Source organism: Enterococcus sp. AZ071, assembly GCF_050499065.1.
GTDB classification, from domain to species: domain Bacteria; phylum Bacillota; class Bacilli; order Lactobacillales; family Enterococcaceae; genus Enterococcus_A; species Enterococcus_A ferrettii.
Window position 1 is genome coordinate 3,320,257 of the sequence record NZ_JBIPAS010000001.1, and the last position, 23,619, is coordinate 3,343,875.

Sequence of the window (23,619 nt, forward strand, 5' to 3'; positions counted from 1 at the left end):
GAGTAAAGACCATGGGAGATTTGAAAGTATTACTTTTGATTATGTTGATTTGGATATTAGGCACGATATCTTCTTACTTTCACTGGAAAAAGGTCAATCGAAAGCTGAGTGAATTGAAGCAAAGTTTTTCCGGCTATTTAGGAACGGGTGTCAGTAAGGTCAATTTTTTTCGAAAAGTCATGATCATTACCGTGAGCGATTTTGAAGGAAATATCACTGAGTGTCAGTACCTATATGGTTGGACGACTTTTTCCAAGTTTAAGCAAAAATCTGAATTAGTCGGCTGTGGGGTAAATACGGTTTTAACTGAACTGGATGGCGACAAATTCTATGATGCATTGAAGCTGTCAGTAAATAAAATCCAAGAACAACGGAGTTGATACCAATGGCGAAGGAGACTTACTTTATCGGCATTGATATCGGAACATCCTCAATAAAGACAGTAGTCTATAGCGATAATTTCAGGTTAATTGAGGAATACAGCAGCGGTTATGAATATGTCTCGACCACGGATGGCTGGACGGAGATCGATCCAACGATCTGGTCAACTCACGTTCTAGAACAGTTGTCACAGATTTTTGAAAGCATTCCTTATCGACAAGTGAAGGGCGTCGGACTTACCGGACAAATGCATACGACCGTTTTCTTAGATCAGGCGAATCAACCATTTCGCCCAGCGATCATGTGGAATGACAAACGAACGGTAGACATTGTAGAAGAGATCAAAATGAAGCTGCCAAGGGTGAAGCAAACAGAAAATATCTTTTCTATCTTATCTACCGGGAGTCCGCTTGCCAACTTGATTTGGCTAAAGACGTATGAACCCGAAAACTATCAGAAATTAGGCAAGCTGCTGATTGCTAAGGATTATGTTCGGTATGTTTTAACGGGCGAATTAGCGACTGACTATTGTGATGCTTCTACTAGCAGTCTCTATGATGTCGTTTCAGAACAATGGTCATCTGAGGTAATCAATACTTTTCAGCTTCCCTCAGAAATTTTTCCAGAAGTGAAGTTTGCGTCTGATTTTGCTGGGAATCTAGATTTATCGTTGTTAGGAATTGAGGCAGAAGCAGCTATCCCTGTAGTTATGGGGACAGGAGACAATGTTGCTTCTGCAATTGCCAACCAAAATCAGAATCAGCCAATTATTTCGCTGGGGACATCTGGCGTGGTGATTTTGACGAATCAAAAAGGTCAATGGTTGAATACCGGAAAAAACATCCTTGCTAAAATTTCAGCAAACGATCAACGTGTAGTCACCCAAGGAGCATTGCAGAGTGGGGCAAAAGTAATTGATTGGTGGTCCAAAAAAATCATTCAACAGGATGTTACACAATTTGAAGATCAATTGGAGCAACAATTAGGAGAGAATCAAGTGCTTTTCTTTCCTTATTTGAATGGTGATAAAACACTTTTCAAGGAATCTGATCTTTGTGGTGCTTTTTACGGAATTACTTTGAACCACGATCAAACAAACTTTTCATTAGCAGTTTATGAAGGGGTCGCTTTTGCGATGAAACGTTTGATGCAACAAATGCAGCCAGAACTAAAACGAGATATTTTGTTGATTGGTGGTGGCGCGAAAAGTAAAATTTGGCCGCAAATTTTCGCCAATGTCTTTAATACAACAGTTACTGTCAATCAAACTGCACGTGAAGCGAGCTGCGGTGCAGCAATGCTGGCATACTATAATTTATTCAATGAATTTCCTGAATTAGAAAATGAGCTGCGTAAAACGATACCAGAAGAGACGCTGGTAAAAAAATACAAAAAAAACTATCAAGCATTCATCAGTTTTTCGGATGCTTTGATCAAAAAGGAAAGGAGAGAAAGATATGAAGCGTGAACAAATAACTCCTCCCTTTTTCACAGTTAGCCCTAAATCTTACTTAGTAGGTAACGAACTAATAGAATTAGCAAAAATGACGGATGAATTAGCCGAAAAACATGAATCTTCTATCTTTTTTGTGGCACCAGCAGCTGAGTTGGTGAACATCGTACAAAATACTGAACATGTGATTGTAACGGCACAAACGGCGGATGCTAATGGATTGGGTAGAGGAATGGGGAGAACCCCTTTAGAATCTTTAAAGGCAAATGGCGTTGAGGCAACTTTTTTGAATCATATGGAACATCCATTAACTATTAAAGAATTGAGTGGAACGATCAAGCGAGCAAAGGAATTAGGAATCATCACCATTGCCTGTGCAGATACACCAGAGGAATCAGCAGCAATTGCCACTTTAGATCCTGATATCATATTATGTGAACCGGATTGTTTAGTAGGTACTGGGACAGTGAGTGATGAATCCTATATTGCTGAGACGATTGCGGCAGTGCGGGCAGTGAATTCTGAGATATTGATCATGGAGGGTGCAGGTATTACTTGTGGTAAAGATGTTCGGCGCTTGCTCAAATTAGGTGCTCAAGGTACGGGGATTTCCAGTACATTGGCATTAGCAGAAAATAAAAATGAACTGCTGACGGATTTACTAGGAGCGTTAAGATAACGTAAGGAGAGTGAACAAAAATGCCATTAGTTAACGGTAAGTTATTAGTAAATTTTATTCAAGAACAACAGGTAATGGGCGGCGCTTTTAATACGACCAATTTGGAAACGACAGTTGGGATTTTAGAGGCCATTGAAGAAACAAAAATTCCAAGCTTTATCCAAATCGCTCCTTCAAATATTGAGTTAGCAGGTTACGAGGGAATCGTGGAAATGGTAGAACGCAAAGCTAAGCAAATGGATACACCAGTAGCTTTGCATTTAGATCATGGTAAAAAGATGGAAGACTTCAAAGCAGCAGTTCGAGCAGGGTTTACTTCTGTAATGATTGACGGAGCTGAGTTTGATTTTGAAGAAAATATTCGCTATACCAAAGAAGCAGTGGATTTTGCGAGAGCTTATGGTATTCCTGTTGAGGCAGAATTAGGCGCGATCAAAGGAAAAGAGGATGATCATGTCAATGAGGCGGATTGCAAGACTGATCCAAAGCAAGTGAAGGAGTTTGTTGAGCGAACAGGCTGTGATCTACTTGCAGTTTCAGTAGGAAATGTACATGGAATGGCTGAAGAGCCTTGTATTGATTTTGATTTATTAGCAGAGATCGAAAAAGAATCTCCTATTCCACTGGTTATCCATGGTGGTTCAGGGATTGCTTCCGAGCAGCTGCAGAAAATGAAAGCCTACAATGTAGTGAAGATCAATGTAGCTAGCGAATTGCGGCAGAGCTATATTCAAAGTATTGGTCATGCTTACGATGAAAATCATCAAGAAGCGAATCTAATTGCGGTCTTAACCAGTGCAAAAAATTCTGTCCAAAAGAAAACTATTGAAAAAATCAAAGAGTTGAATGATTGATTTTTTCAATCAACGAGCCAGCAAAATATTGTTGGCTTTTTTAGTGCGCAAAGTATGGCGACTCAAAGAAAAATTAACAAGTCTGTTTGAATAATATGGGAGTTAGAGAGCAGAAAGATCGAGTGAAAAGCTGATGAAGAACATTAAAAATCTTTAAACACGTGTTGATACGTGTTAAAGTGAAGCTGTAAGGAGGTATAGTGCGCATGCCACTTACAGGAAAACAGATGCTGAAGTTATTGAAAAAGAATGGTTGGATTGAACGTAGGTAAGAGGGGTCTCATCATCATCTTTATAAGGATGGTATAAGAATTACTGTTCCTGTTCATGGTAATCAAGATCTTGGACGAGGACTTGAGCAACAAATTTTGAAGGACGCGGGATTGAAATAATCCTGTGTTTAATTAAAAGAAAGGACTGAGTGAAGTGTTGAGTGAACCTTTAGCTAAAACTTATCCAGCTGTATTTCAACCAGAAGAAGGTGGCGGATATTTTATTACATTCCCTGATATTCAAGGCGCATATACAGGAATCAATGAAGATGACATTTCGTATGGGCTTGCAATGGCAGAAGAGGTACTTGGAATGGTCTTAGCTGATTATATTGAGCATGAAGATCCTTTACCAAAACCAACACCAATTAATGAAATAAAAGTTGAAAATGCTTCCTTTACTACATTCATTCGAGTGAACGTTGCAAAGTATTTAAAAGATACTGAACTGGTTAAGAAAACGTTGACTATTCCTAAATGGGCAGATACTTTAGGGAAACGAGCAGGCATGAATTTTTCAGTTCTTTTAACAGAAGCTATCGCAGATAAAGCAAACGATATCCTTCTCTCAAATAAATCTCGAAAATAGTAACTCAATCAAGAGGACTACTAGAACATACTCTTTAGATGAAGTTCTTAGCATTTCTTATTGTGCAAAAAATGTATTCCAAACCATACGTAAAAAATACCAAATAGCTTAAACCTATTATTAAGGTTCGGGCTATTTGGTGTGTGGATACCGAGATATTGTATTTACCTTGAACCTATCCCAATTCTAAAGTGAAAATCTCGGATAAATACAATATCTCATCGTCAACAATATCAATTTCATACCAGCAATGATTTTTTTTAAGCTTATTAGAAAAAAGGCTCATTCGTCTGAAAAATTCAAGGTATGGCGAAATGATAAGGAGAACTGCTCGTTTTAGTGATTAAACGCTAAGATGAGTGATTTTTGATGAAAAAGGGAACAACCTGCTAAAATTTCTTTATCCTTGTATTCGTTTGAAGTGACTTTGGGTCTGTCTCATTACTTCCGCTTTGGGCCTTTTATGAATTGGATAATCTTATATCCGATTGCTATCTCACAAAGCAAGATACCAATCGTAAATAAACTGTATATGACACGTCGTGCTGCTATATCGCTTGCTCGAGGAAACATCTCTAAGGAACCCAATATCACACCCTGAATACAAACCCATAATGGAAGAATCAGCAACAGAAATGCAATAATCAGTAATGATAATTTGATTATGCGCAGGTGGTATATATCCTCCTCATCTCTTTTCGTCTGCCATTCGACGAGAATAGGCTATTATGCATTTTTCTATGGTACATGACTTAGCTGTTCCTTATTATAAATTCGAGCCTCCATAAACCACGCCAAATAACTGTTGCTTCAGCCAATTTCAATCTTCACCACCAAAAAAGCCAGGCTCTCGATAAGCCTGGCTTTGTGTTGCTTCGGAAGGATTTGCTATTCGAATTTGCTTACTTCTTTACTTCATATACATGTAAAGTATTTAAACGAATTTCTAGATCATAAACATAAATCTTGCTTATATTACTTTTTTTCACACTATTCAGTTTTACTTACGTTCTATTCTTACGTATCTCTGATTACTTACTTTTGATTCTTTGTTCAACTACTGATACGCATTCACTACTTATAAGAAAATACTCTACACATATCATGTTGCTTTTTGGTGAATCTGGTATTACGAACAACTTTACTGTTTACTTTTTTCTTCTACATAATCTATCGAGAAATTCTTCGAATAACAACTGTCCTCCTTCCTTGTATCTATATAATAGCACAGAATCATGCGTTTGGGAAGCGTTTGCATCCGATTATTTTATTACAGATTTTTGTTACTTTAAGACCAGTTTTCAAGTTGTATTCATTGAGTTTCACGTAGAAACTATGTTATAGTAAGTAAAGAGAGTGGGTTTTTATAACGCAAAGGAGGAATAGGATGGAACCATACAAAAAGACGATTGATGAAATAAAGAAGGAATTCAACACGGATTTCGATAACGGTTTGACATCTCAAGAAGTTGATAAAAGACTTAAAAATAACGGTGAAAATAAGTTTGAGGAAGCGAAGAAAGAATCGGTTGCTAAGAAGTTTTTCCGCAGCCTATCGGACTTTACTACGATTATCTTATTGGTCGCAGCGGTCATCTCGCTATACACGGCAATCGCCACCGATCACGGAGATTATTTCGAGAGTTTCTTGATTATTGCCATTGTTGTGATCAACGCCGTTTTATCGATTGTGCAAGAAGGAAACGCTGAAAAGGCACTATCGGCTTTACAGGACATGAACAAACAAACCTCGCGAGTAATGCGTGATGGAAAAGTAGAAGAAATTGACGCTGAAAAACTTGTACCAGGTGATATTGTTCTGTTAGAATCTGGCGCGCTGATTACCGCAGACGCCCGACTCATTGAGGATTCGCAGCTGCGAGTAGAGGAATCAGGCTTAACTGGTGAAAGTGAACCAGTTATGAAAGAGTCAGATTATGAAACGCAGGAAGACGATTCGTTAGGTGATCGTCTGAATATGATTTATAAAGGATCTACCGTCGTAAATGGTCGCGGAAAAGCCGTGATTACTGCTACTGGTATGCAGACTGAAATGGGGAAAATTGCTGGTCTGCTGAATCAAGATCATGAACAGAAAACACCATTACAACAACGTTTAAATCAGCTTGGGAAACGCATTAGTATTATCGCGTTAGCTGCCGCAGCTTTAGTATTCATTATTGGTGAACTGCAGGGAGAACCTGTATTAGAAATGTTCATCACCTCAGTTTCATTAGCCGTTGCCGCTGTTCCAGAGACACTAACGGTTATCGTTACTTTAACCCTTGCTTATGGCGTTCAGAAGATGGCGAAGAAAAATGCCATTATCCGTAAATTACCCGCAGTTGAAACATTAGGTTCTGCCGACGTGATCTTGTCGGATAAAACCGGAACCCTTACCCAAAATAGAATGCGTGTCCGCCGTGTATGGACGCGTGGAGATTCCGTGGTCGATACCGAAGAAGGTATGACCGATGAAGCGATGGAAGTACTAAGTATTGCCGCTCTCAATAGTGATGTCATCGTTGAAACTGAAGACAACGAATTGCTTGTCAAAGGGAATCCAACTGAAGCTGCTATTGTTCGTGCGGTCGAAGAAAACTATCATACCAAAGCTGAATTGGAAGAAAAGTATCCCCGGATTGCTGAAATACCTTTTGATTCTGACCGTAAAATGATGACGACCGTACATAAGCGCGGAAAGAAATATATGTCGATTACTAAAGGGGCATTTGACGTACTACTTCCTAAATTCCATTACGGTGATGTAGATCAGGCAGCTGTAGTGAATGACCGATTTGGTAAAAAGGCTTTACGCGTAATTGCAGTAGGGTATGCGATCCATGATGAAGAACCAAAAGAGATTACTTCAGAAGCATTAGAAAAAGATCTGCACTTAATGGGCTTAATCGGGATGATTGATCCACCACGCCCAGAATCAAAACCAGCGATTGCCCGTGCCAAAAAAGCGGGAATCAAGACAGTCATGATTACAGGGGACCACGTAGTAACTGCCGGTGCGATAGCCAAAGAATTAGGGATCATGGCCTCGCGCAAGGAAGCTATTTCTGGCGCCCAATTACAAAAAATGACTGATGAAGAATTAGATGAGCAAGTGAGACATTTATCTGTTTATGCTCGAGTGACACCAGAAGATAAAATTCGAATTGTAAAAGCTTGGCAACGAAGCGGTGCAGTTGTTGCGATGACCGGTGATGGAGTCAATGATGCACCTGCATTGAAAGCAAGTAATGTCGGAGCAGCCATGGGGATTACTGGTACTGATGTAGCTAAAGGTGCTGCTGACATGGTATTGACTGATGACAACTTTGCAACGATTGTCGATGCTGTTGCTCGAGGCCGTTCTGTTTATCAAAATATTCGTAAAGCGATCAACTTTCTGTTGAGCTGTAATATCTCAGAAATCTTTATCGTATTAATTGCCATGCTGCTAGGTTGGGGAGCACCTTTTACTGCCGTTCAATTATTGTATGTAAACGTAGTAGCTGATGGTCTTCCAGGATTTGCTCTTGGTCGTGAACCAGCTGAAAAAGGTATTATGGATGAAAAACCGATTCCTCATGATGAGGGGATCTTTGCTCGTGGATTGTGGCAAAAGATTGCGTTGAATGCGACGATCTTTACGATTGTTACCTTGATTGGTTTTTATGTTGGTGCATTTGTTAATGAAGTCAGCCATTGGATCGCACCAAGCATTGAAGTGGGGCAAACTGTAGCCTTCTTAGTTTTGGCGTACTCATCGATCCTGCATGTCTTTAATGTCCGCAGTAGCAAATCGATCTTCCAGGTGAATCTATTAACCAATAAATCGTTGGCACAAATGGCTTTATTAGCTATCAGCATTACCACGGTGATTGCGTTAGTACCAATTACGCAAGAGCTGTTTAACCTAGTACCAATTGGTTTAACGCATTGGATGATTGCGATTGTCTTATCCTTTGTACCAATCATCATCAATGAACTAATCAAGTTTCATAAAGCACCAGAAATTGATCCAGAAGAAATTTAAACCTTCGACGACAAGAAATCTAATCCATTTCTTGTCGTTTTTTTGTTTGAGGTAAAAGCTGGAAAAAGGGTTGACAATCAAGAAGAATTCATACGATAATAATTTAATAGGATGTTGTCATAATTTAGAACAAATAAAAATTCTAGCTTTAAAGTAAGGAAAATATAGCAAAGTACGGCTATATCTGGCGTAAGAGTTTGATACATTCTTATCTAGAAGTAAGTTTCAATGTATGCCGGAAGCGGTATTGTTAAAGGAGGGAAAAGATGTTTCGTTACCGAATAAAAAAACTTTGGAAAGAAAGCTGGCAAAACATTTCGCGGCATCGTTTTCTTTCAATTATGAGCTGGCTAGTAGCAGCGATTTCTTTACTTTTCTTTAGCTTACTAGTGGTTCTTTTGCTGAATATTAATCACTTTTCACAGCAGGCCAAGGAAAATATCCAAATTCAAGTATTTGTGAATGCCACAGCAGATGAGCCGCGTATTCAAGCGTTGGAGCAGGGGATTCAACGCTTAGGAAATATTACTAATGTCACCTTTGTTTCAAAGGATGAGGGCATGAAGCAAATGGTGGAGCAATACGGTAGTGCTTTTGAAATGCTGGAGGGAGATACGAATCCGCTGTATGACCAATTAACGGTAGAGGTTGCTGACAACTCACAGATTCAAGCAACGTTGCGGCAAATTCGTCAGCTGCCAGATGTATTTCAGGCTACCTACGGCGATGAAGCAGCGGATAACCTGTTGTCTGGTCTAAGAAGTGTACAGGTCGCAGGCTTTGTCATACTAGCAATCACTTTGCTCTTTACCGGCTTAATCCTCTTTGCCACTCTGCTGATGAGTATCAAAACACGTCAGGAAGAGATTCGAACACGAACCTTGCTAGGGGCAACTAGAGGATACATTTATCGACCATTCTTCCTTCAAAGCGTGTTGCTTACTGGATTAGGTGGTTTAGTAGCTGGAGCAATAGCACTAGGTGGCTATCATCGTTTCGTAACAAATTGGGTTCGTATACCTATAGGTTATAATTGGATGGGCTTTTCAACCTTAGTACCGTGTATTATTGGCGCCAACATTTTATTGGCGATTATTATTGGTGGAATGAGTGCCAGTATGGCGATCCGCAGCAGTATCAAATATCCAAAATAAACAGTGAACCGGAAGGATCTTTTTACAGATACCTTCTGGTTTTTTTGTGTTCTCTATGAGGCACCTAGTAAGTCTCGATTGTTGGGACTAGCTAGGTGCTTTTACATACGCTCAATTGGAGAGGTTCAGTCCAAGGGGGAACAGAGAAATTTTGGGAATACAATGATCCTTCTGCTAAATATAATTAAATATTACTAAGTGAGAGAATGATTTAATAATCGTTGGAAAACCAAGGAATAATTTCGGAAATATTTGGAGTATACAAGGGTTATAAATATAAATTTATTTGATCACTAAAATTAAAAAATGAAACAGATAGTTAGTTTTATTTATAGAGCTTATTTAAGAATATTTTTTAGGTTATAGAAAGATTGATTACTTAAAATTCCGGAGAAAGGTATGTAATTTGCAGATGTATAAATGAAAAAAGGTAATTTTTAAACTAAATTGGGACTATTTCAATTGTGTGTTTGTTATTTTTACTAGAGAAAACAAAAGACAATGCAAAACAACAAATATACTAAAAAGGTGTTTTACATTGCATTGATTTTTCTATATTATGAGAAAAGTTGAAAAATATCTTTGAATTAAGGAAAACAGGAAAAAATCTCAGCTTTAGGTCACATAATTGATACATGCTTTTATCTTTGTATTCTATTCTCTAAAAATTATAAAAGAAAAGATGGGAGAAAGCAACGGTAATTTAAAATTTGCTGTTACTTTTTTTTATAATCGCATGTTAAAGAGAGTAAAAGTGAGCGAAATCATAGGATTTCGCTTAGAAAACTTTTTGTCTATTCTCGTCAAAATTCGTCGTCAAACTATTCGAAGGAGTTGGTTATTTTATGGCGCGTACTGGAGAAAATATCTATAAACGAAAAGATGGTCGATGGGAAGGTCGTTATCACATCGGAAGGAAATCAAATGGACGATTACGCTATGGATATATTTACGGAAAAACCTACAGAGAAGTAAAAGAGAAGCTTGAGCCGTTGAAAAAGAAAATTGCCCTGTTGTCTCATTATCAGGTGGCCGGCGGGTTAACCTACCAGCAATGGATCAATCAGTGGACGGTTGAAATGAAGGCTACAGTTAAGGATTCCACCTTTTCTAGCTACAGTTACAAAATCAATCGCTACTTGCTGCCTCATTTAAAAGAAACACCCTTACATGAAATCAATGGTGAGCAGTTGAAAAAAATGGTTCAAACCTGGCTGGATGAAGGGTTATCTGTCAGCAGTATCAAAATTATTGTCGGTTTATTGAGCAAATCACTAAAAAATGCGGAACAAATGGGGAAAATCGAGAAAAATCCATGTATTAATGTGATGCTGCCAAAAGCAAAAAAGAAAAAGGTTCGGGCACTTTCCAAGCGGGAACAAAGAAAATTAGAGCACTTAGCAGAGAGGGCCAAAAGCTCGAAAGCCTTGTCCGTAGTACTGGCAATGCATACAGGAATGCGAATTGGAGAAATTTCTGCTTTGAGATGGGAGAATATTTTATTTGATCAGAATTTAATCATGGTTGAAAATACTTACCAACGCTTAACCATGCCGGATGGACAAAAAACGAAGATGAGTTATAGCTCCGTAAAGAGTGTTTCGTCACTTCGGGTGATCCCAATGTCGAAAAAAATCCGGGAAGCCCTGATGGAACGCAAAAAACAAGCAACGGATGACTATGTATTTTCAGTAAATGGGAAGCCCTGTGAACCACGATTGTTGACGTACCACTTCCATCGACTTCGTAAAAAGGCGAATCTGGGTCAAATCCATTTTCACCAATTGCGGCACACGTTTGCGACGCGTTGCTTAGAAAGCGGTGCGGATATTCCATCAGTGAGTGCCCTGTTAGGTCATGCCTCTTCACAAATGACATTGGATGTTTATTCAGATTCGATGTTGACTCAAAGAATAGTGGCCATTTCCAGCATGGAGAAAGCAATCAGCTAAACTGAATGATCTATAACGGCCGTTTTTTTTAAGCCAAATAGACGATTCGGGGAAGAGTTTTTTTGTCTTTTTTGAGAAAGCGCTATCATATTGGGTTAGACAAATAAACCATTGTCTTTATAAATTCTTTAGTGGAAAAATGAATTTTTCGTTATGGAATGTTTTTTTTGTAAACGCATAAGCCGTCATCAATAATCGTCACATAAAAAAAAGCCTGTCATTGCAAGCTTTAGATACGTCATCCTGTTTTCCTTAATTCAAAGATAGAAAGCAGGAGGCATCTATCTATTTATATTTTATCACGAAGTACAACTATTTAGCACGTATTTGGTAGGTGGGTTAAAGCTTTCTCATAGTTTGAAAATTAGAATGCAAGGTTAGTAACCGAGGAGGAATAGGAACATGTTTGGATTTGGCAAACAGAAAAAGGATGCTTATCAAGATCCACATCAGGAAGACTACTATTACGATGAATACGATGCTGAGGGGTATGAGGAAGACTATGGGTATGAAGGTTACCCAGAAGAAGGATACGATCGGCCAGCCGAGAATTATTCTGAATATGATCGCAGTGAACGCGGCGACCGGCGATCACAACGAAGAGCAGCTCCTTCAGCAGAGGAACGGTACGATTCCCGTGAAGACCGGTATGACTCTCGCTATGAGGAAGAAGGCGAGGTGCTTCCTCCACAAGTAGACGAAGAGCCTGCTAAGGAATCACCAATGCAGCAAGAAGTTGAACGCTTGGAAGAGACCGTTGCTCAATTAAAGCATCAGCTAGAGGTCAAGCAAGCAGAAATGACCAACATGGCAACGACCCTAACTGAAAAAGAACAACAATTTCAAGAGAAACAAACTGAAAAAGAGCAGGAGCTGGTTCAAATGAAACAGCGGCTCGCTCATTTAAAGGCTCAGCTTGACAGCAACATGCAGGAACAAGCAGAAGCGCTTATCAAAGCACAACAGGAAATTGAAGACTTGAAAAAAGATCAAACTGCTAATGAAGAAATGAAGGCGGAGTTAGCGACGATTTTAGTTGAGACTAAAAAGAAAGAACGATCTGTCTTGGAGCGGGCTGAGTACGAAGCGAAAGGAATTCGCAGTCAAGCAGAACAAGAAGCAGAACAGGTCATCCATGATGCAGCCCTAGAGTTGCGGGTAATGAAACAAGAAATTAAGAATTACCGCAAACGACTGCGTTCAGCACAAGAAGAAACAACACAATTCTACGTTCGTCTACTGGCTAACAGTGATTCGCTGTTAGATGAAGAGTAGTAGAAAGGATGGGCTTGCGGTGAAACAAACCAGCAATCAAGTCGCGCTATATCCAACCCCTGCGCCTATGATGCAGGAGGAACTGATCACTCAACCATTGTTGGAAGAAATTGAGCGTGCCTGCGAATATTTGTACGCACCTCATGGCACCTTAACCAGTGATCAACGGAAGAAAATTTATCAGCATTTTGATCAATTATTCAAACTAATGAACGGCAGCTATCATATGGAGTTGCTGCTGCAGCCGGGGAAATTTAATTGGTCAACCTTCTGGCAGTCGTTGCAGCAATTCTTTCCGCAATTTGCCTGGATACGATGCCAAACAGAAGAACCGAAGTATGGTCGTCAAGTTTATCGGTTCGATTTTGTTCCTGTATCGTTCAATGAAACAGATTTTCCCTTTTCAGTAAGTCTGGAGGAAAGTTTAACTCAGCAATATTCATTGCCGGCGAATGATGCGTTGAAACGCGCGGAACAATTGCTGCTGGAGCTAGCGGAGCAACAAATTTCAGAAGATTTTGAAGAATCTAAAGAACCAGAGAAACCAACTGACGAGCAGGATCAGGAGACGACTACTTCATTAGATCTAGTCAAAAAAGAAAATTCTCGGCAGGAAAGTCAGAGTAAAGCACGCTTACGCGCAGTGAACCAAAAGCTGGAAATGGTGATTGAGAAGCTGGAGCTTTCCATGTTCTATAGTGGGATCAAGTATTTTGACCAGTCGGACAAAGAAGAAAGCGATTGGGACAAGCGTTTGACGATTAGCTTACGAGAATATACCTACCTGCTGCAGAAAGCACGTTTCTTAGAGCAAATGTGGCAGCTGAATGGTGAGTTAGTGAATAAAACTGAAAAAATGACTGTGACCGGAAACAAATTAGTTTACGAACGGGATCAGGTGAAGCAAATCAAGGCCAACCTTTCCACCAGAGATATTCATTTTGTTCTTTATGAATGCCAGGTAATTGAATCCCGGGCAAAGGTACATGCGCGACCTTGGTTTAGAAAGCCTTACGTCAAATTAATGAAAATGGATTACGACAATCTGCTCAGCAAAGCTGCCTATTTTGATTTACTCCAAGGAGAAAGCTCGGTGCTTGAAAGAATCGTCCGAGAGCACAAGGATATTTCAACTGAGGATGCGCAGGAGGCAGGCTGAGGTCAAAGAAGACGTCCCCTTCATCGTAGATCTTTGCCACTTTTGCTGGGAACTGCTTTTGTTATGTGCTACTTCCTATTTTTTGGTTTGTTTCGTACCTATCACTGGTTGTATCCCAAGTATTTTGTGAGTGGTGAATCCATGAATCCCACCTATCGGGAACAAGAAGTCATCCAAATAAAGGCCCACCATCAGCCGCAGCGTTTTGATGTGGTCGTCCTGCATCCGCCTGATGATCCCGAAGAACTTTATTTAAAACGAATTGTCGGACTGCCTGGTGAGCAAGTTGATTTTAAAGAGGGACAATTATTTGTAAACGAAAAACCAGTTGCTGATGAATTCGCTGATCGAACGGAAGATTTCAACTGGAAGAGCCTATACAAGGAGCCAATTCCAGAAGGCTATTACTTTGTTCTGGGGGATAACCGGACTGTTTCAAGAGACAGTCGAATCTTCGGAGTCGTTTCGAAAAAACAAATTTTAGGAATCATCAAAGAGGAGAATAACTGAAAATGAAGACACTACAAGAAAAAATCGAATGGTACACCTTTTGGTATTGGGTCTATTGGCTCTTCTCTTTGGTAGTGCTGCTGGGTGTGTTTGTCCTAGGCGTCTTTTTCTATTTTACTGATTTTCAAGATGTCGTTACGGTTAGCCAATTATTTCTACTGCTGCTGCTGATGGTATTAGCTATTTATTTACGAATGACTGCATTACATTATCATTCGATTCTATTGAACTTGAAGCGAATGGCTGCTCGTCCGCCCAAACGGCCAAGAAATCCTCAGCAGCCCCGCAATAGCGAGAGGCGGAGGTTGGATGAACGGTAAGGTTTTATTAGGTAGTTTTTTACTGGTAAGTACGCTTTTGTTAGCTGGCTGTCAAGATCAAAAACCGGAAACCGTTTCGGCAGAAACTAAAGGGGTTGTCCAGCAACAGAATACGTTACAGGAAAAGACAATGCTCTCTTCAAAAGAGAAGAAGGCATTAGTACAGACGGTAAAAGAATCTTCTGAGTCGGTGTCGACGCCCGAATCTTCTGTGTCAGCAGAAAAGACTGGAAGTCAAAGTACGCTTCCCAGCAGTGAAGAATCGAATGAAGTATCTAGTAGTGAAGTGCCCGAAGAGCCTATAGAAGCAAGCAGTCAAGAAAAGGAAGCAACAGAAGCTCCTGCAGAACCCGCTGTGATACCTGAACCGATCCAAGAGGTTCCCCCAGCTTTACCAGTCGAAAAAGTAGAGGAGAACTACCAGTTTTCTGTAACCAAAAATCAGACGACGGAGGAGTTTATCCAAACCATTGGCAAGGATGCGCAACAAATTGCCTGGAAGGAAGACTTGTATGCCTCTGTCATGATTGCCCAAGCAATTTTGGAAACAGGATCTGGCAATAGCCAACTGGCACGACCGCCTCATCATAACTTATTTGGAATTAAAGGCAGTTATCAAGGGAAGAAAGTCAGCTTTGCGACGCAAGAGGATAAAGGAAATGGTCAACTGTATACGATTCAATCGTCTTTTCGCCAATATCCCAGCTATAAGGAATCCTTGGAAGATTATGCTTCTCTTCTAAAAAATGGTCTTTCTGGCAACAGCAGCTTTTATCAAGCGGTTTGGAAAAAGCAGGCAGCGACCTATCAAGAGGCAACAAAAGCCTTAACAGGAAGCTATGCCACAGATACTTCCTATGATAAAAAGCTGAATGCTTTAATTGAAACCTATCAATTAACTTCCTATGATAAAGAGCCAAATGCTGAAGAGGAGGATTCCTCTGAAGAAGCAGAGAATCAAAAGGAAACTGAAACAGTAGCTAGTGAAGCCAATCAAGCAAGTGAAAACAGTGACACGGAACAAACTGAGAAGTCGAATCTGCAAGTTTCTGAAACAAAGCAACCAGTAAAAATAATTCCGCCGCTTGCCCAGCGTCCCGCTAAACAGGTTACTGGCAAGCGAATTGCGCAATGAAAGAAGGGGAACTATGTCGAGACAACGTGATTACCGGGATCGAGACTATGACTATGATTTCGATGATCGGCCGCAGTATCGTGAGCGCCCCCCTTCCAATAGACCACCTGTTAGAAGGTATGAAGACGACGAGTATTACGAGAATCGGCGAGAGCGTCCACGCTATCAGGACAGACCGCCGATTCGAGAGGCACCACGAAGAGAATACTACCAACCACCGCGTCCAGTTGACCCGCGACGCGAACCAAGGAGACCACAAAGTAGAGTGGGCCCACCGCTGGAGCACTATAGAAATCCCCGTCCTGCCTATGATCGTCATGGGACTCGCGAGCCGCCACGCCCGCGACCGCCAAGGCAACCGCAAGCAACCGGATCGGGCGCACAACAGCTGCAGCAGGCCAAGCAATCAACCAATCGAAAAATATTTTTGTTTCTCTATAACTTATTTTTCTACACGTTGACCATTGGTATTTTGATCAGCTCATTAATGTTTGCTTTTAGTGAGAAATCCAATGCAGCGATTTTTGGCTACCGGTTTTACCAGGTATTGACAGATTCGATGGCACCACAGCCGGACTCGCCTAAGGGTGGTTTCTATTCAGGCGACATTGTTTTAGTCAAGCTGGTAGATAGCAATCAGATCAAAGAAGGAGATATTGTTACCTTCCAAGTAGGGGATAGCGATCGCTACTTGACGCACAGAATGGTGGGTCGTTTAGATGAGTTAAATGGCAAAAAGGGTGATTACATTATCACTAAAGGAGATGCCAATAACACCAATGATCCACCAATTGAAGCCGATCGGATTTACGGTAAAGTGACTTTTGTCATTCCTAAAATGGGCAGCGTCCTAAGCTTTGTGCAAGAAAATCTATGGTTATGTCTGATTTGCGTCCTGTCAGTTTTCGGTTTTTTCCTGGTACTCAAAGCTTACTTTTTACAGCCAGAACCGCCAGCTAGACAAGCAAATCGAAGAAATGAATATCCCACTGGGGTATAACCACTTGCATTTGCAGGTGTTTATATAAAAAGAAAAAGGGAAACAGGAGGAAAAGAAATGAAGAAGAATAGTAAGAAGAAAAAGCTATTAGCTGCAGCTGCAGCTCTAGCCTTAATTGCAGCAATATCAGGAACGTTTGCCTGGATTACTGCGCAAGATCAACGGATTAACCGAGCGGAATCCGCAGCAGTAAGTGACAATAGCGTAACAGTAAAGGAAACATGGGAACCAAAACCATTAGTACCAGGAACGGAAGCGACGAAAGAAGTAGCCGTAACTAACACAGGTACAGCGAGTGTATTTGTTCGTGTATCTTATGAAGAAGTCTTGAAGCATTTGGCTAAATTGGGTGCTGAAAAGTACGATCCAAGTTCAGTTACAGGAGCAAGATATACTTATGTGGCGAATGATTCAGGTTTAAACAAACATATGCCGATTAACTTTAATGGGGATCAAACGTATAAAGATGGCTTTGTCCAAGTACCTGCTGGCCAAATTACTGGTTTAGCAACACCAGCAGATGACAACGTGAAGCTTTTAGTTAAAGGTGGAAAAACAGTCGATGCCGTTACTGGAGCTGAGAAAATCAGCTATGAATCTAAACTAATGTATGAATACTTCACCCATGCAGATAACTCTGGGAAAAATCCTGGTGATGCTGGTTATGATGCAAGTAAAAACAAATATCAATCGATGACCTTTAATATTACGGTCAGCAATGAAAATGGCAGTCTTGATGCGAAAGACTGGAACTTTGCTTTGACTAATGTGAAGTACGGTTACTACGAAAATGGTTATAAGAATACGGCAGTTAACTGGGCGAAATCTACTCTACCAGATGAAGACGGTGCAGCAACAGGCCGCGCATTGCTTGGTACTGACGGTGTTCGTTACAGCGTAGATTATGATTACACTTTTGGTGGCTTAGGCTTTACCAGTGCGGCTGGCCTTCCAGCAGTAACACCAGCAACAGTAGCAGATCAAATTCCAACAGCAGCAGGTAATAAAGGCGTTCAAGCAGATAAAAACGGTTTAGGTAAGACGAATATTCGTATCGGCTACAGTGCAGATATGACCAATACGACTGCGTTAGACAGCAATAAATGGGTTTACAACGCAGATGATGGCTGGTTCTATTACACAGTACCAGTAAAATCAGGCGAAACAACGAAGAATCTATTGGATAAATTAGTTTTTGAAAGTGAAATGGGCACGGAATACACCAACGCTTCTTATGATTTAGTTGTGAAAATGGAAGCCGTTCAAGCCAATGCGGATGCACTAACTGATTCAGCAGGTTGGAACTTAGGTGACGGTGCAGCACCAACTGGTGATACATCACTAATTGTTACCAAGCTTAAAGCGGGTATTTAATTGAAAAGGACACCATGAAATGAAGGGAGAAGTGGCAGATATTGAGAAAGCTTACAATTCTATTAAGCAGTATCCTGTGTTTCTGTTTCCTCTTTTGCGGTACGCGTACGGTGCAAGCAGCAAAAGCACTTCCTCCCGGCATGGTTATTGGAGATTCTGATGGTGTGTATGCCGAGTCAGATGGAGAATACTATATTGACTTGTTAAACATTCTGCCAGGTGAAACCTATAAAAAGGAAATTACCATCCGCAGCTTGGATTTAGAAGAACCTTTTTCATTGGGGCTGCTAGTCGAAGAAGTAAATTCGAAGGGCTCTATTTTATGGAAAGAACACATCACGTTGACCTTAGTGTTAGACGGGGAAGAAATCTATAAGGGACCGCTGTTAGGCAATGGCAGTTTTGATTGGTCAAAAACACCACTAGAATTAGGTGTTTGCAAATATGGAACCGATAAAGTGTTGAACGCAACCTTCACAATGGATTCTACGTTGACAAACGAAGACTTGCGGGAACAAAGCCAGGTTGAATTTTACTGGACCTTTGTTGGAACCAAAGACCAGCCAGTCGAACCCACAAAACCGACAGAGCCGAAAGAACCAATCCCTTCAAGTGAGCCTGGAGCGCTACCCAAAACCGCGCCAAGCAATAAACGCTTACCACAAACTGGCGAAAAGCTTGTTTACAAATTTTTAACTGGCTTGCTGTTAGTATTGATTTCGTTGTGTCTATGGAAAAAAAGAAGAGAGGAGGAGGAGGGGTGAACCAACGTGAAAAGTGGCGTCATTTATTCCGAGTATTTTATCACAGTAAAGGCTTTTTCGCCTTCTTCTCCATCTTATTGAGTTTACTATTGATAATGGGAAGTACCTATGCGTGGATTATCTCCAGTGATGAGCGAGTGAATCGTGCGGAGGAGAACCAAAAGAAGCTCTCCGCCAAAATCACAGGAGATCTTGATCCAGTTTTACACTGGGCACCTGGGACAGTAAAAACGAAACAAATCAAGGTGAAAAATAATGGTGAGGTTCCAGCGATTGTTCGTCTGTCTCTGACGGAATCCTTCGTTAGCTTTGAAACCGATGCACAAGACAATCATGATGACGGAAATGGGAACGGGGATCTAACCGTTTATCCTGCACCTGTTTTGCCAGTTGTTAATGTGAAGGATACGAGTACGTGGGTAGTCGGTAAGACATACGAAATGAATGCAAATACGCATTATAAAGCGAATTATGCATTAAAGGATCAGTCCTTTGCCTATCGAGGGACACGGACAGAACCATTGCCAGCTATCCAACTAAATTTCCCTAATGGAAAAGTGTTTGATGAAAATGAACAGCCTGCCGGGACGGATAAAGCTTATTGGTATTACGAGGATGGCTACTTTTATTATTCTGAAGTTCTTCGTCCCAATGAGGAAACCAGTAATTTATTAGACAGTGTCACCTTAAACGCAGCTTATGCGAACCGTTACAAAGGGGCCTTCTACAAATTAGTACCTGCCATGGATGCCCATGACATCACCAAGGAATTACTTTCCGATTGGGGAATCCAGTCAACGGATTACGTTTATAGCCTCTATCAAAGTAAATTGTCGAATTAAGGAGGAGAAAAGATGAAACCACAGCAATCAACGCCTCGTCGGCTGATTTATCTCATTGTTTCGGTGGGACTTGTTCTCCTTTTGGTTAGCGGCAGTTACTTGGTGTATGCAGCAATGATTGCATCAGATAGAAAAGAGAACGATTTTCAGATTGGACAGGTCGAGACCAAGCTTGACCAAGTCTTCGATGGGAACATCAAGGAAATTTCTAAGAGTCAAAGCGTGGAAATGAAGGTAAGCATCAAAAATACAGGGACGATCAAACAATTTGTTCGGGTCATGGTCTTACCAGAGGTTCGAGCAGATGTGATTGGTGATCCAGGAAGTAAACAGATTTTACCACTAGCGATTGGCACTGATTTGACATTGGAGCAGCTGAATACAACGGATTGGAAGGATGGCGGAGACGGCTACTATTACTATGTAAAAGAAGCAGTTGAACCAAAAAAACCGACGACCGCTTTATTTGATTCAATCAAACTGTCCGATAATCTTAGCGACCAATACAATGATGCCGAGTTTTCCTTAACTTTGAAGGCAGAAACCATCAATTGTACGGAGAATTCCTATCGACAATCCTGGTGGCAAGGCAATACACCGACCGAAGGACCGTTAAAAACGATTGACGACATTTTGAAAACGAAACTAGATACCTAGGGATACAGACGCGTCTCTGTGTCCCTTCTAAAAAATGTCAATGCTTATGAGATGAGTGTTTTACTAAGTAAAATACTGATTTGATCAGCTTTTCAAAAACGAGTAAAGGGACGTACATAAGAAAAAGTACAAAAAACACAATGGATCATTTTCTGTTCCCTGTGGGTCTCTTTTTAAGTGGCGTATTTTTTTATCCATTAAACAGTTATCAAATCCTATTAAGGAAGTGAGGACTTCAAAAGAAGAATCTTCGAAGGATAAATTGGAACGAACAGACACAGATATAGCCTTTGAATGAATACTTATCATTGATCGTATTAATTGGATAGGGAGATGCAACCATGAGCCCCTAAATAAAATGAATGATCTGACTGATGCTGTATCTGCGACCAAGGCCGGAAAATAAATGATTCAGCCCGCTAGTTGGGAATAGAAAGCAAATAATTTTACTTAAATGAAGACACCATAAAAGGAAAGGGGCGAAAATCAGTGGTTTATATTTTATTACTGGTATTAGGACTTGCTCTGCTGTTTCAAGGATACTTGCTGGTGTCACTGATAAAGGATCAGCGTGAATTGCAGGCAAAGGTAGCCCACTTGGCTCGCTCGATACAATCAAGACGACCGGAAGCAAGAAAAGCCCCATCGAAAAAAACGATAGAAAGAGGAAGGCCGCGATGAATCTGGGATATGCACGGGGATATCAAATTACCCAACAACTGGATATGCTGGAAGACTATCCAGTTGACGAACTCTTTTCCGATGGGCACCAGGAAATTGAAGAGCTGAACTCTCCCACTAGTGAGTTTCAAGCGTTACTCAATTTTGCTCAACCCGGTGACCACGTGGTAATTGCCTCCTGGGGAGTAATCTCTAGGGACTACCGTCAATTACTAGGTTGCTTGGAGCAATTGGAGAAGCGCGAGTTAACCATAGATGCACTCAATCTCCCGCAGCTCTCGATTGAAGAATGGCGGCAAATCTTTCTGTGGTCGCTGCGCAACGATCGATTGCTGCATCCCTTTTTGGTCAAGGCTGGCAAGGAACGAAATCGTAGTAAAGATGCCTATTCGCTATTTAGTAAAGAACCAGAAGCGCGCAAGTTGTATCGAGAAACGATTTGGCTGCTAGTCGAGAAGCAATCGGTTCGCCAAGTAGCCAAACAAAAGCGAATCCCTTTGGAGACAGTGTATCGAATCCAGCAAGAATTAAAACAAATTCAGCTTGCAATCATTTTGGTCATTTGTTTCTTGCTGGCTATTTTCAGTATCAAATTGGCTGAGTCCTATTTTGACCAGTTATGGATACAAGTGGCCATTTGTGTTGTTGTCACATTAGTTATTTTGTGGAATGTGTTAGTAGATACCGACGATGATGAAGTAAAGCAGCCTGTCAAAGAGAAGAAAATATCAAAAACCTAAAGAGAAGAGGAATCACCATGCAACACGTACTAATTCTAACAAAAAATACCTTATCAGAAGAAAATATGGTCAGAAAACTACAGCAGTTGAATTTTGAAACCTTCTGCTCGACTGACTTATTATATCGCCTACAGCAATCAACCGCTCTTCCGTTTCTTTCTTACTTCCAATGGGTGATTTTTAGCGAAACCCTATGTGATGAGGAAGTCGAACAGCTGCTTCGCCAAACAAAAGGCCAGCCTTTACTGACTTTACGGATAACTGAGAGTCAGCCGACAGAGGAAGAACAAGTAGAATGGAAAAATTACGGCTTGGCGGATTGGATATTAAGCGAAGCAACCTTTACGACTGTTCGTGAAAAGATGAATGGCCTGCAAAAACAGCTGCAAAAAGAAATCACAACTGGCCGACAAATCTTGACCTTCCCAGTTTCTGACAGTGCCTTTGGCAATAAAGGGTTGGAAACATTGATCAGAAGCCTATCAAAAACGGAGAAAAAAGTTTTCGAAAATCTCATTCAAGCGTATCCTCGCAGCGGTGTACTTTCTCGCAAGGAATTATGCGAACAGCTATGGTGTGATGGTGAAACTTCATCCAATATGAGCCAGCTGTCTTGTTTGATTAATAAATTAAAACGCAAATTTGAACAGCACGGGATTTCCGGTGAATCCATTACTACGCTCTGGGGCAGAGGGTACAAATTAAGTAATGAGTTCTATGAGTATTGGATGCAAAGCAGCCAACAGGAAGAAGAGGAAGTCCAATATTCGGCAACAAACTAAACAAAAAAGACGCTCAATCATTTCTTTGATTGGGCGCTTTTGCCAATAAAAAGGCGTCAATCATTAAAAAAAGTAGTACAACGGGGGAACGAGAGCATCCAGAATGTAAATCAAGAGAGTACCTGATAAGAGAAGAAAGTGACTGATACGATGGAAAAATTGACTCAGTTAGAAAAAGAAATTCAAGAACGGGTCATTCAGTTAAAGGACGCCAAGCAGAACGCGAATTTTTTTCAGCTGGATGGCTGGTTCAAAACCTTGACTTCAGTAAAAGAAATCGAAACCGTGTGTAAAACCGATGATGTCCGTGCCAAAGAATACACCGAACTAGTCGAAAGGATTACCCAACAACAAACAGACCTGGAGAAAAAGCAGCAGGAGCATCAAGCGGCACAAAAGTTATTGGAAGCAATCATTGACAAGCAAAGCTCCAGTAAAGAACAGATAGAGCAAGAGCTAAAAGAAAATGAATTTCTGTTAAGTAGGATTCAAGAAGAGGAACGGCAACAAGAATTAGCCATACAGAATGAGCAGGAAATCCTATGGGAACAAGTTGTTTTAGGTCAGATACTAGATACAGAGGAAGAAGGCAGCGAAAAAACGCAAGCCATTATTCTATCAGCCAAACAATATCTAGGTGTTCCCTATGTCTGGGGAGGCACCACGCCCAACGGATTTGACTGCAGCGGCTTTATTCAATGGGTGTTTGCACAAAATGGCATTGGTTTACCTCGCACAAGTCAATCTCAGCAGATAGCTGCCAAAGAAGTCCCTTTGACTGAAGTCCAATCAGGAGATTTAGTTTTTTGGGGCAGACCAGCCCATCATGTAGGATTGTATATCGGTAACGATTATTTCATACACGCATCACAGCCTGGAGATGCAGTGAAAATAACTCGCGTCAGCTACTATCCCTTTGAAAGTGCTGGACGAATAGTTCAGTAAGATGGACTACATGAGACTAGTCAAAATGGAAACAAAACACTAGGACCTTGTAACGGAAGATCATGAACGAA

22 protein-coding genes and 1 pseudogene are annotated in these 23,619 nt (G+C 40.8%); all 23 read left to right on the forward strand.

Annotated elements, in window-relative coordinates; all coding sequences use genetic code 11:
* Positions 1–11: 11 nt before the first annotated feature.
* The 23 genes and pseudogenes from IGI49_RS16270 (at position 12) to IGI49_RS16380 (ending at position 23,548) form a co-directional block, all read left to right on the forward strand.
* Positions 12–380, forward strand: coding sequence for a transcriptional regulator GutM (locus IGI49_RS16270; RefSeq protein WP_207700599.1), 369 nt, complete (start codon positions 12–14; stop codon positions 378–380).
* A gap of 5 nt (positions 381–385) precedes the next feature.
* Positions 386–1,849 (forward strand): xylulokinase, encoded by a 1,464-nt coding sequence (locus IGI49_RS16275; RefSeq protein ID WP_429962520.1) that lies wholly within the window; start codon positions 386–388, stop codon positions 1,847–1,849.
* Positions 1,839–2,513 (forward strand): triose-phosphate isomerase, encoded by a 675-nt coding sequence (locus IGI49_RS16280; protein WP_429962521.1) that lies wholly within the window; start codon positions 1,839–1,841, stop codon positions 2,511–2,513. The genes IGI49_RS16275 and IGI49_RS16280 overlap by 11 nt, the downstream gene beginning before the upstream one ends.
* Before the next feature lie 20 nt (positions 2,514–2,533).
* Positions 2,534–3,367: a class II aldolase gene (locus IGI49_RS16285; protein ID WP_429962522.1), complete on the forward strand. Its 834-nt coding sequence runs from the start codon at positions 2,534–2,536 to the stop codon at positions 3,365–3,367.
* A 206-nt stretch (positions 3,368–3,573) separates the two neighbouring features.
* Positions 3,574–3,759: pseudogene (locus tag IGI49_RS16290) on the forward strand (type II toxin-antitoxin system HicA family toxin).
* Positions 3,760–3,793: 34 nt separating this feature from the next.
* Positions 3,794–4,228 (forward strand): type II toxin-antitoxin system HicB family antitoxin, encoded by a 435-nt coding sequence (locus IGI49_RS16295; protein ID WP_429962523.1) that lies wholly within the window; start codon positions 3,794–3,796, stop codon positions 4,226–4,228.
* A gap of 1,387 nt (positions 4,229–5,615) precedes the next feature.
* The gene (locus tag IGI49_RS16300; RefSeq protein WP_429962524.1) at positions 5,616–8,258 is read left to right on the forward strand and encodes a calcium-translocating P-type ATPase, PMCA-type; all 2,643 of its coding nucleotides are present in this window, start codon (positions 5,616–5,618) and stop codon (positions 8,256–8,258) included.
* 266 nt (positions 8,259–8,524) lie between these two features.
* Positions 8,525–9,412, forward strand: coding sequence for a permease-like cell division protein FtsX (locus IGI49_RS16305; RefSeq protein ID WP_429962525.1), 888 nt, complete (start codon positions 8,525–8,527; stop codon positions 9,410–9,412).
* 845 nt (positions 9,413–10,257) lie between these two features.
* Positions 10,258–11,364, forward strand: coding sequence for a tyrosine-type recombinase/integrase (locus IGI49_RS16310; RefSeq protein WP_429962526.1), 1,107 nt, complete (start codon positions 10,258–10,260; stop codon positions 11,362–11,364).
* A gap of 402 nt (positions 11,365–11,766) precedes the next feature.
* Positions 11,767–12,639: a hypothetical protein gene (locus tag IGI49_RS16315; RefSeq protein WP_429962527.1), complete on the forward strand. Its 873-nt coding sequence runs from the start codon at positions 11,767–11,769 to the stop codon at positions 12,637–12,639.
* Between the two features lie 19 nt (positions 12,640–12,658).
* Complete coding sequence (locus IGI49_RS16320) at positions 12,659–13,798, forward strand: hypothetical protein (protein ID WP_429962528.1); 1,140 nt, start codon at positions 12,659–12,661, stop codon at positions 13,796–13,798.
* Positions 13,799–13,861: 63 nt separating this feature from the next.
* Positions 13,862–14,308: a signal peptidase I gene (gene lepB / locus IGI49_RS16325; protein ID WP_429962529.1), complete on the forward strand. Its 447-nt coding sequence runs from the start codon at positions 13,862–13,864 to the stop codon at positions 14,306–14,308.
* 2 nt (positions 14,309–14,310) lie between these two features.
* Positions 14,311–14,628: a hypothetical protein gene (locus IGI49_RS16330; RefSeq protein ID WP_010760231.1), complete on the forward strand. Its 318-nt coding sequence runs from the start codon at positions 14,311–14,313 to the stop codon at positions 14,626–14,628.
* The gene (locus IGI49_RS16335; RefSeq protein ID WP_429962530.1) at positions 14,618–15,763 is read left to right on the forward strand and encodes a glucosaminidase domain-containing protein; all 1,146 of its coding nucleotides are present in this window, start codon (positions 14,618–14,620) and stop codon (positions 15,761–15,763) included. The genes IGI49_RS16330 and IGI49_RS16335 overlap by 11 nt, the downstream gene beginning before the upstream one ends.
* 13 nt (positions 15,764–15,776) lie before the next feature.
* Positions 15,777–16,763: a signal peptidase I gene (locus tag IGI49_RS16340; RefSeq protein ID WP_429962531.1), complete on the forward strand. Its 987-nt coding sequence runs from the start codon at positions 15,777–15,779 to the stop codon at positions 16,761–16,763.
* A gap of 57 nt (positions 16,764–16,820) precedes the next feature.
* On the forward strand, positions 16,821–18,137 hold the full coding sequence (locus IGI49_RS16345; RefSeq protein WP_429962532.1) for a hypothetical protein: 1,317 nt from the start codon (positions 16,821–16,823) through the stop codon (positions 18,135–18,137).
* 41 nt (positions 18,138–18,178) lie between these two features.
* On the forward strand, positions 18,179–18,901 hold the full coding sequence (locus IGI49_RS16350) for a cell wall protein (RefSeq protein ID WP_429962533.1): 723 nt from the start codon (positions 18,179–18,181) through the stop codon (positions 18,899–18,901).
* Positions 18,898–19,743: a BsaA family SipW-dependent biofilm matrix protein gene (locus IGI49_RS16355; protein WP_429962534.1), complete on the forward strand. Its 846-nt coding sequence runs from the start codon at positions 18,898–18,900 to the stop codon at positions 19,741–19,743. The genes IGI49_RS16350 and IGI49_RS16355 overlap by 4 nt, the downstream gene beginning before the upstream one ends.
* A gap of 12 nt (positions 19,744–19,755) precedes the next feature.
* Positions 19,756–20,400, forward strand: a complete 645-nt coding sequence (locus tag IGI49_RS16360) for a hypothetical protein (RefSeq protein ID WP_429962535.1) — start codon at positions 19,756–19,758, stop codon at positions 20,398–20,400.
* Positions 20,401–20,889: 489 nt separating this feature from the next.
* Entirely contained in the window at positions 20,890–21,081 is a 192-nt protein-coding gene (locus tag IGI49_RS16365) for a hypothetical protein (RefSeq protein ID WP_207700615.1), read from the forward strand.
* On the forward strand, positions 21,078–21,821 hold the full coding sequence (locus tag IGI49_RS16370; RefSeq protein WP_429962536.1) for a recombinase family protein: 744 nt from the start codon (positions 21,078–21,080) through the stop codon (positions 21,819–21,821). The genes IGI49_RS16365 and IGI49_RS16370 overlap by 4 nt, the downstream gene beginning before the upstream one ends.
* Positions 21,822–21,838: 17 nt before the next feature.
* Positions 21,839–22,603 carry a winged helix-turn-helix domain-containing protein gene (locus IGI49_RS16375; RefSeq protein WP_429962537.1) on the forward strand — a complete coding sequence of 255 codons (765 nt, stop codon included), beginning with the start codon at positions 21,839–21,841 and terminating at the stop codon, positions 22,601–22,603.
* A gap of 138 nt (positions 22,604–22,741) precedes the next feature.
* A complete protein-coding gene (locus IGI49_RS16380) occupies positions 22,742–23,548 on the forward strand; it encodes an NlpC/P60 family protein (RefSeq protein ID WP_429962538.1) in 807 nt (268 codons plus the stop codon).
* Positions 23,549–23,619: the final 71 nt, after the last annotated feature.